Origin of the sequence: Ectobacillus ponti (genome assembly GCF_024294785.1) — a bacterium.
Classification (GTDB): domain Bacteria; phylum Bacillota; class Bacilli; order Bacillales; family Bacillaceae_G; genus Ectobacillus; species Ectobacillus ponti.
Map to the genome: position 1 here is coordinate 51,799 of NZ_JANCLT010000017.1, position 13,839 is coordinate 65,637.

Sequence of the window (13,839 nt, forward strand, 5' to 3'; positions counted from 1 at the left end):
ATCAATTAGTACTGCGCCTTGCTACCTTGCACTTATCCCTATTTCGATAGAGATTTGTCTGCTATACAGGCTTCACGATGTATCCCGCATACTTCTCACCCATTTCTTCCAGTTATTAACTTTATTATAACGGATAAGCAGACAGGGTAATTGTGACAATTCTCACAAATTTTCAGCGATTCCTGAGGCATCAATGGCTAAAAGATGAACTTCCGCTGTTTCTGGGACGAGGCTTGCCCGTAAACAAGAAAGAGGATGACCTGAGTCAACCTCTCTCCCCGCTTCCTACTGTGCGCCCAGCCTGCTTGCTGTCTCTTGAATAAATGCTTTATACGGGGAGGACGGCAGCTTCCGAACTTCACGAAGTGTCTGCTCGATTTCCTTCACCGCCTGACTCTGTTGTCCCAGCTTCTCATAGCAAAGAGCGCGGTATGCCCCCGCTGTCCTGAGCCAGCCATGGTCCAGCGGATGATACATGCCTTCCGGGATTGCAATATCCTGCAGGCTCTCCAATGCTTCTTCTATGCGCCCTAAATGATACAAGGCTTTCCCTCTTTCCACCTTCTCCAGCTGATACAGCCCGTCAATCGGCTCCAGCATGCGACAATAGCTCTCCAAATGCCGCAGTGCCTGTTCGTGATCACGTTTGACCTCATTGCAGTAAAAGGCGCGGACAAGCTCCAGGCTGCCAAGCGAGCGCTTGCTGTCTGTAAAAGCGGCGTACTGCTCCGACCTTGTGGTGTACCGTTCATATGCCTCCACATCCCCATACGCGATGGCATGATACGCGGCAATCCGGTATAAGTCATCCGCTCGGTAATACGTCTCATGCTCCTCGGAAAATGCCAGCGTCCGCAGCAGCAGCTCCTGTCCGGCCTCGTACTCGCCAATCGCGAGCAGCGAGAGCATTTCCTGATAATAGATTTTCAGCTCCAGCAAAATATCCTGTGCCACGGTATGCTTCTCATAATAGCTTCTGACCTCCTGCAGCAGCTCATGCCACTCTTGAAATCTCTCTTCCTTCACCAGCTTCAAATCCAGCCGCAGCTTTGCCTGCGTGCTTTCGCGGTACAGCGAGAACCGCTCGTAAATCCGTACCGCACCGGCAACAGCTTCCTCCGCTCCCTCCAGGTTCAGGCGTATGCAGGCTGTCGCAAGCATCTCCAGCAGTCTGGCAGCATCGACGTTCATACTCCGCATAACCTCTGCACGATTCTGCAGCAGTTCGTACACAGCTTCATAGTCTTTCTGCTTTTCCAAACCCCGTACCGTCTGTACAAGCTCAGCAAGGTCAGCCTCTTCTCCTTCCAGGAAATAGCCCGGTTCACAGCCGAGCTGGTCGGCCAAATACCGCAGCGTCTTCATGGACGGTTCTGCTTTTCCATTTTCAATTTGACTCAGCATACTCTTTGTCAGCTCCGCACCGGCGAGCTCTGTCTGTGTCAGTCCTTTTGCCTTGCGCAGCTCACGTATGCGTTCCCCCAACAGTTTCATCGGCATCGTCCCTCTACAATGGTTTCTTCCAGTATATCATCCTCTGCACGAAAAATAAGTTTAATATAATTTAACTTTTTGTGGATTTTTATGGAAGTTTATCATAAAATGGGTTTAATTACATTAAACTTTTTGGAGGGGATTTCATTGGACGTTCAGCTCGCTCTTGCCTCAAGAAATATTGTGCTGTTTACAATTGGCAAATTTATCTCTTTATTTGGAGCCAGTATGTATACCTTTGCTGCCGGATTATATGTACTGAAGATGACCGGCTCAGGCACCAGCTTTGCCCTGGCGCTCATCTGCGGCTCTGTTCCCCGCATTATTTGCGGTCCCATTGCCGGTGCTGTGGCGGACCGGGTGAACCGGAAGCTTCTCGTAGCCGGTGCAGACTTTATCAGTGCACTGGTTATGCTGCTCATGTTCACAATCTGTATGTTGTCTTCCATTTCACTGCCCGTTCTCTATGTATCTACCGCCCTGCTTGCCATCTGCGCCAGCTTCTTCTCTGTTGCCTTCTCGGCTGCCCTGCCAGCCATGGTGGATGATGACCGGCTGCAAAAGGCGGGCTCCATCAATCAGGCAGTTATCTCTCTTTCCTCCATCCTGGGCCCGGTGCTTGGAGGAATCCTGTACAGCCTGCTTCCACTGACTGCTTTTATGCTGCTGAATGCAACTGCCTTCCTGGTGGGAGGCATACTATCCTGCTTCATCCGCTTCTATCTGTACAACAGTCAGGAAGCAAAAGAAGCGGCGGCATTTCTGGAGAGCCTTCGTGAAGGCTTTCAGCATGTTCAGCAGAATCGCGTTCTATTTTCCATTCTAAAAACGGCCATCCTGGTGAACTTCTTCTTCTGCGCCTCCACAATTGCCCTGCCTTATGTATTGGTAAAACAGTTGGGCCTCACCTCCGGCCAATATGGCACGGTACAGGGAATGTTTTCGGTCGGTATGCTGGCCACGTCACTGGTGCTTGCCGTCCGGAAGGAAACTGCGGATAAGGTGAAGGCGGTGCGGGTCGGCCTCACCATACTGGCATTGCTGTTCATGGGCTTGGCGGTGCCGCTCCTTCTGCCGCACCTCCCGAAAACAGCCGTCTTTGCCTATTACATGACACTCATGGCCTCATTCGGCATCACCGTCATTACAGTCAACATTCCCATTCAGGTGCTCGTGCAGCGGACGACGCCAAGCCAATATCTCGGGCGTGTATTCGGGCTCGTGGAAACAATCGCCAGCGCCATCACACCGCTCGGCATGGTGCTGTTCGGCTTCCTGATTGACTACGTCCCGACGGCTGCCATTCTGCTTTGCTCCGGGGTGTGCCTGCTGCTGACGGCTTGGGTGGGGATGAAGGTTAAAGAGAGTGAACAGCCGGCGGAAGTGCAGGCCGGCTGATACAACAAAGAGGGGCTGCACCCAGCCCCTCTTCAATAGATCTCCACCTTAATCGCTCCAACCTGCGATTCCAGCAACTCCTCGTAAGCCTTTGCCGCATTAAACTTCCATTCCTGTTCGCCGGCCTTCGGACTCTTCTGCTTCTCCTGCTTATAGAGGTCATCCATGACCTGATCGGCAAGCAGCGCTTCCTCGATCCGCTGCTGCTCCAGCTTCCAGAACTTCTCCTCGCCAAACTGCTGAATTACTGCCAGGTTATAAGATTTCTTTCCAGCGGCAAGCTTCTCCTGCACCTTCGCTTCCGATACAGAGTATCCTTTTTCCTTCGCCAGCAGTGCCATGGATTTCAGCCCAATCATGTGCGTCAGCAGCTGATTATGGTCAGCCTTCGTTTGCTGCAGCTGTGCCAGCACCTCGTAGAAGGAGAGCTCCTGCTGCTTCACCAGCTCCTTGCCCACCTTTGCCACCGCATCCTGCTTCTCCACCTTCAGCTTCACCACCTGCTCACTCTTGCCAATGTCCACGACACATTCCCACTCGCCTTCCATCGGCAGAGTGACCTTGCTTTCATATGTACCGGCCGCTGTTTCCTGAAATGTGACGGGAATCTCTCCATGATCCATTTTCACCATTTCCAAATGGCCCGTGATATCCAGGCTCTCTGCCTTCTTTCCATCCTTCTCAACGGCAATGACAAACGGCACCGCGGTCCCTTGCTTGAAAAATGGACTTTTACTTACTGAAATCTTGTAATCTTCCTTACCGCAGCCAACCAACAGCATTCCCAACAACAGCACCATAGACAGCCGCTTCATGCATACATTCCCCCTGTCGCCACCTTGCGGAAAAAGTCATCCACTTCATATTTTTGCAGGTTTGTATCTTCTAAATAGGCAATTGATTGGCAGAGATAGCGTACCTCCTCGAGATGGTGAGAGGTAAGCAAAATGCTCTTGCCCTCCAGTGATTTCAAGATTTTGAGCACCTCCATGCGGCCGATTGGGTCCAGGCCGCTTGTCGGCTCATCCAAAATGAGAATGTCCGTGTTATAGCAAAGCATCAGCGCCAGCCCGAGCCGCTGCAGCATTCCCTTCGAATACGTATGAACACGCTCATGCCGCGCCTCCCACAGCCCGACTGCCTGCAGCTCCCGCTCCAACTGCCCCTGGTCCGCCTGGCTTCCGATGAAAAACTGCAGATTTTCCAGACCCGTCAGCTGCGGATACAGCTGAAATTTCTCCGGCAAGTAGGATACGTACTTCTTCCAGCTCTTGCTGCGGTATACATCCTCTCCGCCGATTTGCACAATGCCTGCTGACGGCGGCAGAAAGCCAAGAATTGTTTTAATAAAGGTAGACTTGCCGGCCCCGTTTCGGCCGACAAGGGCACATGCTTCTCCTTTGGCAACTGACAGGGATACGTCCTGTAAAACTGATTTTCTGCCAAAGGACTGTATGACACCGTGCACTTCAATCATGGATAACCCTCCTTTTCCGCACTATGCAGGCCAGCGCATAAGCAGCCGCAACCCACAGAACCGCCGCTGCCGGAAATACCAGCTGCGGGGAGAGAAACAGAAACTTTCCCAGCAAACGGGACGTATGCTCCAGCGAAAATACCCCGAGCGCTGTCTCCAGATAAAATTGCACCGCATGAAACGGGTTTAAGAAATAAAAGACAGCAAAGATTTTCACATTCTCATAGGTGACATAGGGCAACAGGTACAGATAGACCATGTCTCCCAAGAAGAGCAGCAGAAACCAAATGAACAGATTCCAGCCGATGGCCTGCATTTTTGATGTGCTATAGTAGCCCACCAGAATGCCCAGCTGGTTAAAAATCAGCATCAGCACACCGAGCCCCATTAAAAACGACAGGAACTGTCCGGCCGAGAAGGAAAAGCTAAGCTTACATATAAAGGAAAAGAGCATGTATAGAGCGAGTATAATCCCAATTGTCACCGTATGAATGGCAATGCTTTTCTTCAGCAGAAAACTGGCTGTTGTCTCGTTCTTCGTCAACAGAATGAGCACGGAGCGCGATTCCTTCTCAGCCATCACCGAGAAGGAAGCAAGAAACAGGCAAAGCAAGGGAAGCAGATAGACTGCCATATCATAGAGCGACAGCAAAAGCATCGCAAAGCCTTGCTCGGGCGGCAATCCCCTTGCCTGCAGGAATACTGCCGCCGACACAGCGGACAGCAGCAGCACAGCAAGCCAGAGCCCTTTGCCCCGCGTTTGCTCCTTCCATTCCTTCCACACATACATCATTTTGACAGCCTCCTTCTCCATACAAGTACAGCCCCCAGAACAGCCGCGCCCCATCCAAGAGAAACGGGCATGGCCCGCTTGACAAGCATGGGTTCCGGGTCCACTGCCATAGCCGTCTGTTCATGGGTCCATTCGTGAATTTTTTCATAAAGAGGTAGGGCTGGACTTTTTAAAAACAAGTAGGCAATCTCGTTTTGCTCCAGGAGATTCCTCAGCGAGGATTGCAGGGTGACGGCTTCGTCCGCCCGGCCATCCTGGTTCAAGTCAAGATTCACCTGCTCCCTGTCCCACTGATTGCCCTGCCACTTGGTGTCGGTCATGCCGCCCAGCGCCAGCACCGCCGCCACATTCTTCTCAAAGGCATTTTGCTGAAATTCCAGGCCCTGTGAGCTTGCCCAAACCTCCACCCCTACGTCGTTATGAAAAAAGGTGTTGCCCCGGAATGTCTGCCGCAGCGATTGGTCGCTGTATACACCTCTTTGATTTTGCATGAAGGTATTCCCCGCTGCCGTAATATCATTCGCCATTTGCAGCAGCAAGCCAAAGGAGCGGGCTCCCTGATTGAAAATGAACTTGTTTCCCATCAGCAGCAGCCGGTTGGAGTTCATGATGGCGGCTCCGCCACTGTTATAGGAAAAGGTATTTCGGTAAAATTCGTTATCGTCAGAGTACATGTAATGCAGGCCGTACCTTGTTTTCGAGATCGTATTGCCGGTGACAACGTTATGATTGGAATAGTTAAAAAACATGCCGTCCCGCGTGCCGGAGATTGTATTGTTTGTCAGGATAGTATCGTTTGCATAATAAATTTGCAGACCATTTCCTTGTCCTGCGATTTCTCCATTGCCGCTCCCTTTTACGGTGACATGATCTATTGTTGTATGATGGGCCTTGCTTAAATAGATACCGTGAAAGGAATCCGTAATGTCCAAGTCCTTCAGCACATTCCCTTCCCCATACACCTTCACCGCCGCGTACTCCTCCGATGAACTGCGGCTTTTGCCGCTTCCGCTGATGTGCAGGTCCTCAAGCTGAACCCCTGTGGCGCGCACCGCCACCACATTCCCGGTCTGGTCTCCCAGAATATGCGTGCCGGCCTTGCCCTTAATCGTGATTGGCTTTGTAATGCTTATATTTCCTTCATATGTCCCGCTTTCAAGCAGAAGCGTGCCGCCCGCAGGCGTTTCATCAATCAGCTGCTGGAGAGAAGAGGACGCAGCAGCCGGTGATGCAAGCAGCAGCCCGAGCAAGAAAGCCCCCCATATGCGCTTCATATCCTTCTCCCTGCCCAGACAGCTGTCGCCATCAGCAGAAAGGCTGCTCCAACCAGATAGGAGCCGGTGGTGAAGTAGCTGTGTGTGATGAAATTGGCCAGGTGGTTCTCTCCCAAAACCGGCGGCACAAACGGCTGAATATGAATCGGCGCTTTCGGGTCCAAATTTGTGCCAAAGTCCTTCAGCCAGCGGTGAATGTCATAGATGCCCAGCGCTCCGCCAACAAGAAACAGCCCCATCAGCCCATATAAGACCCCAGATTTGCGCAGCACGGCCGCCAGCAGCACAAATGCCGCCATGCTCCCGATGAGATACGGCAAATATGTCAGCTCCGGAAAGCTTTCCTCGCTGAACGGCTTCATCCCGATATAATGGTTCAGTCCGTTAATGATGTCAATATTGCCGGCCATCTTGGTCGGATACACGATGACATCCAGCCCCTCCGGATATTGCGGCGCCACAAAGTTCATCCCCCACCAGGGAAAATACAGTGAAGCCCCGATGCACCCGGCTGCCACTACAAGGAATACAGATGATTGAATCGGCAGTTTGCCTCTCATACAAAGCCCCCCTTATTGAGGGAACAGGAGGCGCTGCCCCCTGTTCCGAAAGCTCTTATTGCTTTGGTTTTACCAAGAAGTAGCCCGTCATCTCTTGGTGCAGCGCGGAGCAGAAGTTTGTACAGTAGATTGGGAACGTACCAGCTTTGTCTGCGGTAAACTCCACTGTATTTGTCTGGCCTGGCTGCACTTCAATGTTCAGGTTATACTTGTTGATTGCAAAGCCATGGGTAATATCTTCATCACGGTCATTATTTGTCAGATGAATAAAGACATGGTCGCCTTCATTGACTTCAATGACATCCTGCCGTTTTGCCTTGGAGTCGAAGATAAACTTGGAGCGCATCGCAATGCCGTACACGTGGACTTCATTGCCCTTGCGCTCAATCCGGGCCTGGTCCTGCTTATAGGTTGCCAGCGGATTGTTCTCATCCTTTGGATACACGTTAATCGTTTTAATTTTGTCGGCTTTGATCATCTGTGCATAGTGCGGCTCTGGGTTGACCGGGGCAGATTGAATGACTTCCATCTTCTTGCCGGCAATATCAATCAGCTGCATGGATTCCGGATGGGACGGGCCAACAGACAAATAGCTGTCCTTGGCAATCTTATTCAGTGATACGAGATACTTGCCGTCAGGCGCCACCGTGTCGCCTTCTGCTGCAGAGGAGTGTCCTGGTGAATATTGCACCGGCACACGGTCAAGCACTTCGCCGGTTTTCGGATTCCACTTTACCACTTCAGAAGAAATAAACATGGTTGTATACGCCATTCCCTTGTCATCAAACTGTGTATGTAGCGGCCCAAGGGCATTCTGCGGATTCACTTCCCGCTCCATGACGGACTCATATTTCAGCACCGGAATACCGTTGCGTTCACCGCTGAAGTCCTGCTTCTTCACGGCTTCCATCGCTTTTTCAAAGGAGAATACAGTCAGAGCAGGCGCCAGCTTGCCGGATGCGATGAAATATTTGCCGTCAGGCGTTACATCCACACCATGCGGAGATTTGGCTACCGGAACGAGATAAATGCCGCCCTTTTGTTTTTCCGGGAAAATCATTTTCTGTCCGCCAACGTCCTCATACTTGCCTTCCTTCACCATCTTCTCAAGCTCTTTCCAGTTGAACAGCACGATGTAGTCGCGGTCCGCCTGCGAAGCGTTGATTTCCAGGTTTGTGGTGGCTTCCTCTGTATTATAGGTTGTCATAACCGCCCAATCCGCCGATTCCTTTTTGCCCGCATCAGACAGGTCATAGGACCAAGGCGGCAGCGCCACCTGATAGGCAACGTTCAGCTTTGTCTTTTCCTTATCCAATGTTACGGCTGACATTACACCGCGGTATTTCGTGGAGTAGTCATCCAGTGATTCATATTTGCTGCCAAGCGGCACCGAGAAGCGTGTCGGCAGGAATAAGTACTCCGTGTTCTGCGTGACAAAGGCGGCGCAGTGCGGTCCACTCGTATTCGGAACCTGCAGAATGTCTTTTGTGGTAAAGGTTTTTAAATCCAGCACGGCAGCACGGCTGTTGGCCACATCTGTCGCGAAGAGGTACTTGCCGTCATAGTCACCGTTTGTTTCAGAAAATGCCGGGTGATGCAAGTCGCCCCACGTATAGCCCCCGAGCATCTTTTTCGTTTCCTCATCCCAGCCGTAGCCAGTTGCTGAATCTGTGGAGAAAACAGGAATGGTGCGAATTTGGCGCAGAGATGGAACACCATAGACAAACAGCTGGCCGGAGTGTCCGCCGGAGGCAAATAGATAGTACTCATCCTTCTGTCCAAATGGAACATATACCTTTTCAGCATTCGATTTGGCACTCGCAGCTGTCGTGGTTGTTTTTGCCGGCCCGGAGAAATTGCCGAAAAAAACTGTGGCAGCCAGGAACCCGACAGCTAATCCGGATGCCGCTGTAACCGCTTTCTTAACCATACAGACTTCCTCCCCTTCCTCATTTTTCTGATGCTTGCTTCAGTGCCGCCAGAATTTGTGCTCTCTCATCATCTGTCAGCGGGTTGCCTTTCATGACACCGGACATCACCGCGGATGTTGGTGCTTTCAAAAATTCTTCAATTGGCTTGCCGTGCTTGCCCTCCACATTCTTATACGCTTCAGATAAGTCCGGTCCGGTTGTGCCGCCTTGAAGGCCCAGCTTGGATACCGCGTGACAGGTCAAGCATTGCTTCTTTTTGAAAATGCTGTCCCCATCTTGGGCTGTTGTCTGCTTTGTCTCAGCTGCCGGTGCTTCTGCTTTCGGCTGTGCAGCCGTCTGCCGGGATTCAGCAGAAGAAGCTTTTCCCTGATAAAACAAATATCCGCCGCCAAAGCCGACAAGTATACTGACAATCAGGATTAACACAGTCTGCTTCATACTCCCTCTCCTTCCTGATATTGGATTCCTTTTCATTATAGAAAAAGGAAAATAAGAAAATTGTGATACCCATCACGCTCCCGTGCTCCTTTGTGAAGGATGGGTGAAGGAAACGTGAACGTTCTGCAAATGCGCTCTATTGCTACTTTTTCAACGGAATTAACGTTTTCTACCATCCCAATACAGGAAATAGAATATTTTTACATTTTACAGATTTGAACATGATATAATGAAACTGGAATAATGAAGATCTTGAGAGGGGGATGTATATGTTCGGCAAAGTAGCAGCAGATGTTCTTGGTCTGAGCGATGTGGGTTCGGTTATTAAGCCTAAGGATTTTGATAAGGTGGATGCTGACGATTACATCATGCATGAAGACGACGAGAAAATTTATTTCCTCATTAAATCCAAGTCCGATGAGTACTGCTTTACAAATAAAGCGCTCATTCATTTGGATGGTACAAGCGCTGTCAGCAAAAAACGCATCCTGCGCCGCTATAGCTACAGCACCAACCGCATTTCCAATGTCATGCTGGAAACAGCAGGGACAGTGGACCTGGATGTGGAGGTCAAGTTCACGATCGGCTCGGCCAACTACTCCATAGACGTACATAAACGCCACTTGGAAGAGCTGAAGGACTTGTATAAATCCTTAATCAATATTGCGGAAATCTCTTATGAGAATGAGATTGCCAAGAATCATGCGGAGCAAAGCCTCCAGCTGGCAGCCACTGCCCTCGGCCGTACAGCGCCAAGAGAAAATGAACTGACAGATACCTTCAAAGGTCTGAATCAGGCTGCGTTTGATTGGCTGACAGCGACCCGCAAGCAATACAACGTGAAGGATTTTGGCTTCGTGTTTGAAAAATATATGAACAACTGAAAAAAGCAGAGAGCCCAGTCGCTCTCTGCTTTTTTCATCATAGCCGCACAGCTGTGCGGCTTTGTCCGGCATACATCATCCACTCCGCCTGGCGCAGGCGCAGCTCAAACAAGGTAAGCGGGTCACGGTGCACCTCAGGCTCAGCCTGCATTTCTGCCAGAATTGCCGTCTTCTCTTCCATGTTCGCTTCTGCCTCGGCCACAGCATCCTGCAGTACAGACAACGGCTGCTTAAAGAACAGGTGCATATCACGTTCCAATGTCTTCTCAAATAAATCAAATTGCATGAAGAACTGCTGAATGACAGATGCAGCCGCCTCTTCAAAGCTCTCTGTCTCCAGGTACTTCTTATACTTATTGTACAGCATGGCTTTATTCTGCGGGATGGCACCGAACAGCTTGCCCGCACTCTTGAGCAACAGCTGTGTCGGTGTGAAGCGGCGCAGAATGGATACCTCCTCAAGCTGAATGCCGATTGTCATCCGGTCAGCATCGCGGTTCCAGTCATCCACGACCCTAAAGTCGCAGGCTGCCTGCAGGCGCTCCTCCTGATAGAGGGCGTTGAAGGCTTCAAACATTTCATTCATATGGCTTTGTCCTTGCAGCAGCTCTTGCTCTGCCGAACCAGTCCACTCACCCAATGCTTCATGCAGCTGCGGCAATACCTTCCGTTGCAAATATTCCTGCAGCCTGCGGTTGATCTCCGCGTCCAGCTCTTTGTCAAGATTGCGGAAATCACTGTCCTCCCTGACGTAATCCGCACAGCTCCGCACCACATTCACAATGCTGTCAGCCATCCCCTTTTTCATGTCTGTCTTCATGGCACGATACAGCTGTTTAATAGCCCGTGTCTTTTCATCTTCCAGGTCACGCACATTCTCTACCGCGATCTTCAGCTTAGACAGCATGTCTTCGTTCCAACGAATTTCTTCCGCCAAGCTCTCCTCTACCTCGACACGCTTTTCCAGCAGCCGCTGAATCAGCTTCTGCACAAGGAACAGCAGCTTCACATTCCGTGCCTGCTCCATGTCCCGGCCGCGGCCAACCCCAATCAATCTCAATAGCTCCTGCAGCTGCTGCTTGCTCGTATAGCGTGAGGAATAAGGCAGCACAGCACAGCCTGGGAAATACATATGCACGCGTGCCCGTGTTCCCTCAATAATGCGGCTGGCCTCTTCCTCACTATAGATCGTGTCCATCTTGTTCAGAATAAAAGTAATGGGGAGATGCGGCACTTTCTGCTGCAGCTGCAGGACGATATCCCGTTCCCGGTCGGAAAACGGAGCATTCACGTCCAGCACAAGCAGCAGACTGTCGGTCAGCTGCATATATTCCGCTACATCGCCAGCCCCGGCCCGTCCATCAAAGCCCGGTGTATCCAACAGCGTTAAGCCATTTTCCTGCAGGAAAGGAGAAGGCAATGCCACCGAGGCACAAATCTTGCTGCGGCGCTGCGTGGCTGTAAGCTCCTGAAATACTTCCAGCTCCTCCACAGAGTGAACACCATGATCCGTGATTTCCTCCATATACAGACTGTCGCCTTCACGAATTACAGTTACAGCGGCTGTCGGCGTGCTGAGAACAGCTTCTCCAATGAGAGACTGAATAAAGGATGATTTGCCGCTGCCGCCAATTCCGGCCACAAGCACACGGTATGTCTCGTGCTCCATAATCTCCTGTGCCCACCAGCCAAGACGGGCACCGGCTTCCAATTCATTGACCTTGGCCCACTCCAAAATGGACTGGAACAGATGCATACTGGCAGACAGGCTGTAGGTGCCCGCCAAGGATGAAATGAGCTCTTCTGCCCGCTGAACAGTGCTTGTCTCCAAGCTGTCAGCAAACATGCTGTGCCATGCCAACACGGCAGCACTTGGCAGCAATGCCACCTGTGGCTCTGTCAGACGCAGCCAATTGGTGAGCAAGCCCGGCACCAGTTCCTGCAGCTCTCTTACAAAATACACACCTTTTAATAATTCTTCGTAGGTTTGCTCGTGTAAAAGCGCTGCCTGCCGCACTGGGACAACATCCATGCCGCGGAACAGCTGATTTACAGATTGCAGCCATGTGAAGTACAGCTCGCTTCCTCTATAGCTGTTCCAGAAGGACGCCAGCATTCTGCTGAAACGATCCGTGTCCACATAATATAATGTATCCATAGCCCGCTGGAACGTATGAGGAGACATTCCGGAAGTCCAGCCCTCCTCAATATAATGCTGCAGCACATCAAACCAATAGAGGGAACCTGTACGCAAAGCCTCCTGTACAGCCAAATCAACAGCGCTGTTCCAATCCTGCTGCTCCTCATAGAAGGCACGGGCAACACCCGTGACATTTGGATAATCAGGATCCTGTGCAACCGCTGTGCGGATTACCTGAAACGCTTCTTCCACCTTATGCTGCTTTGCATACAGGTCGAATAAGTGGAGAGATGTCTCTGCTGTCAGCGTTGGACAATCCGTTACAACAGACTTATACATGCCCTCTGCTGTATCCGCTTGCCCCAACTGTACTTGGGCATCACCTATATTCTTTCTGGCCCAGGCACTCAGCTCATTCTCAACCTTTTCCCATTTAAAAATGGCTGCCTCGAAATCCTTGCTGTGATAATAAATTTCACCTTGGGCAAAACGGATATAGGATAGATCCGCTAATCCGTTCTCTTGCTCCATCGTATAAATACGCCCCAGCAGTTCAACTGGGTGCTCCTTCTCTGTTCCCATTAAAAATGTTTCATAATACGACTTTCGAATGAGTTGCTCTTCCAGCTTCATGTCTTTCCCTCGCTAAGCTTGAAATTTCGTTATGCCTCTATGGGCACGTTCTCTCTATTTCCTCATTCTAACAGAGTTTTCTCGACAAAAAGTTTCAGTTTACTTTCAATTTCGAGACAGAATGACAATACTTTGTAAAGATCGAAGTGCCCGTAAGAAGCCATATAAGGATGCAGCAATTTCTCTTGCTTGCTGCGATCAAGTGCAAATCCCCGTAATGCCCCCAAGAAATGAACTCCTCTTCCATGGCAGCAAGCAGCGCAGGTGCATAGATATCGTCCGGCCATACGGGTTCGGTATTTTGTGAGTGATACATCACAGACCTCATCAGCAGATATGTACACTTCACTTTTAAAAAGCTTAGAGAGTACGCCGGGCAAACTGCTCACGTATCAAAGCAATAAAAAGTCACTGCGGCTTTACACTGAAGGGAGGTCTTTTGTTCCCTGGCCATATCCTTCTCTGATTTTAGAGAGTAAATGGTGAGTGCGGGACAGGTCCCGTCAGGAATTGTTTCATGTTTTGAAGTAATTGTTCCATTTTTCAATTTTGTTGTTTCCTTTTTGAAAAAGATTGTTTCATTTTTCGACTTTTTTGTTCCATTGCTCAACATGTGACTTTGGGAATTGTTCCATCTCTTCCTGTTTTGTTCCATCGCATTCTGTATTGCTTCATGTCCATTTCACTTCCCACATGAATTCCACAAAACAAAAAAAGACCAGCCTGTATGGCCGGTCCTTTCTCTGTTGCCTAGCGACGTCCTACTCTCACAGGGGGAAACCCCCAACTACCATCGGCGCTGAAGAGCTTAACTTCC

The 13,839-nt window shown here is 50.5% G+C and carries 12 protein-coding genes and 1 rRNA gene; 2 read left to right on the plus strand and 11 right to left on the minus strand.

Annotation, left to right across the window (positions count from 1 at the left end; translation table 11 throughout):
* Positions 1 to 285: 285 nt before the first annotated feature.
* Positions 286 to 1,494: a helix-turn-helix domain-containing protein gene (locus NK662_RS21020; RefSeq protein ID WP_254760932.1), complete on the minus strand. Its 1,209-nt coding sequence runs from the start codon at positions 1,492 to 1,494 to the stop codon at positions 286 to 288.
* A gap of 147 nt (positions 1,495 to 1,641) precedes the next feature.
* Between NK662_RS21020 and NK662_RS21025 the strand changes: the two genes are divergently transcribed.
* On the plus strand, positions 1,642 to 2,892 hold the full coding sequence (locus NK662_RS21025) for an MFS transporter (RefSeq protein WP_254760933.1): 1,251 nt from the start codon (positions 1,642 to 1,644) through the stop codon (positions 2,890 to 2,892).
* Positions 2,893 to 2,924: 32 nt separating this feature from the next.
* On the opposite strand, the gene NK662_RS21030 is transcribed toward NK662_RS21025, so the two are convergent.
* Genes NK662_RS21030 through NK662_RS21060 form a run of 7 tightly spaced genes read right to left on the minus strand, consistent with a single transcriptional unit; the run spans position 2,925 to position 9,365 of the window.
* Positions 2,925 to 3,707, minus strand: coding sequence for a FixH family protein (locus NK662_RS21030; RefSeq protein WP_254760934.1), 783 nt, complete (start codon positions 3,705 to 3,707; stop codon positions 2,925 to 2,927).
* Positions 3,704 to 4,369 carry an ABC transporter ATP-binding protein gene (locus NK662_RS21035; protein ID WP_254760935.1) on the minus strand — a complete coding sequence of 222 codons (666 nt, stop codon included), beginning with the start codon at positions 4,367 to 4,369 and terminating at the stop codon, positions 3,704 to 3,706. Before NK662_RS21035 ends, NK662_RS21030 begins: the two co-directional genes overlap by 4 nt.
* The gene (locus tag NK662_RS21040) at positions 4,362 to 5,162 is read right to left on the minus strand and encodes an ABC transporter permease subunit (RefSeq protein ID WP_254760936.1); all 801 of its coding nucleotides are present in this window, start codon (positions 5,160 to 5,162) and stop codon (positions 4,362 to 4,364) included. Before NK662_RS21040 ends, NK662_RS21035 begins: the two co-directional genes overlap by 8 nt.
* Positions 5,159 to 6,436 carry a nitrous oxide reductase family maturation protein NosD gene (gene nosD, locus NK662_RS21045; protein ID WP_254760937.1) on the minus strand — a complete coding sequence of 426 codons (1,278 nt, stop codon included), beginning with the start codon at positions 6,434 to 6,436 and terminating at the stop codon, positions 5,159 to 5,161. Before nosD ends, NK662_RS21040 begins: the two co-directional genes overlap by 4 nt.
* On the minus strand, positions 6,433 to 6,996 hold the full coding sequence (locus tag NK662_RS21050) for a hypothetical protein (RefSeq protein WP_254760938.1): 564 nt from the start codon (positions 6,994 to 6,996) through the stop codon (positions 6,433 to 6,435). The genes nosD and NK662_RS21050 overlap by 4 nt, the downstream gene beginning before the upstream one ends.
* A gap of 55 nt (positions 6,997 to 7,051) precedes the next feature.
* On the minus strand, positions 7,052 to 8,926 hold the full coding sequence (nosZ, locus tag NK662_RS21055; RefSeq protein ID WP_254760939.1) for a Sec-dependent nitrous-oxide reductase: 1,875 nt from the start codon (positions 8,924 to 8,926) through the stop codon (positions 7,052 to 7,054).
* 19 nt (positions 8,927 to 8,945) lie between these two features.
* A complete protein-coding gene (locus NK662_RS21060) occupies positions 8,946 to 9,365 on the minus strand; it encodes a c-type cytochrome (RefSeq protein WP_254760940.1) in 420 nt (139 codons plus the stop codon).
* A 269-nt stretch (positions 9,366 to 9,634) separates the two neighbouring features.
* Between NK662_RS21060 and NK662_RS21065 the strand changes: the two genes are divergently transcribed.
* Positions 9,635 to 10,249: a PH domain-containing protein gene (locus NK662_RS21065; RefSeq protein ID WP_254760941.1), complete on the plus strand. Its 615-nt coding sequence runs from the start codon at positions 9,635 to 9,637 to the stop codon at positions 10,247 to 10,249.
* Between the two features lie 37 nt (positions 10,250 to 10,286).
* Here the strand turns inward: NK662_RS21065 and NK662_RS21070 are convergent, their stop codons facing one another.
* The 3 genes from NK662_RS21070 to rrf all read right to left on the minus strand — a co-directional run.
* The gene (locus NK662_RS21070) at positions 10,287 to 13,022 is read right to left on the minus strand and encodes a dynamin family protein (RefSeq protein WP_254760942.1); all 2,736 of its coding nucleotides are present in this window, start codon (positions 13,020 to 13,022) and stop codon (positions 10,287 to 10,289) included.
* Between the two features lie 62 nt (positions 13,023 to 13,084).
* The gene (locus tag NK662_RS21075) at positions 13,085 to 13,249 is read right to left on the minus strand and encodes a hypothetical protein (protein WP_254760943.1); all 165 of its coding nucleotides are present in this window, start codon (positions 13,247 to 13,249) and stop codon (positions 13,085 to 13,087) included.
* 521 nt (positions 13,250 to 13,770) lie between these two features.
* Positions 13,771 to 13,839 (minus strand): 5S ribosomal RNA (gene rrf, locus NK662_RS24395); the annotation flags it as partial.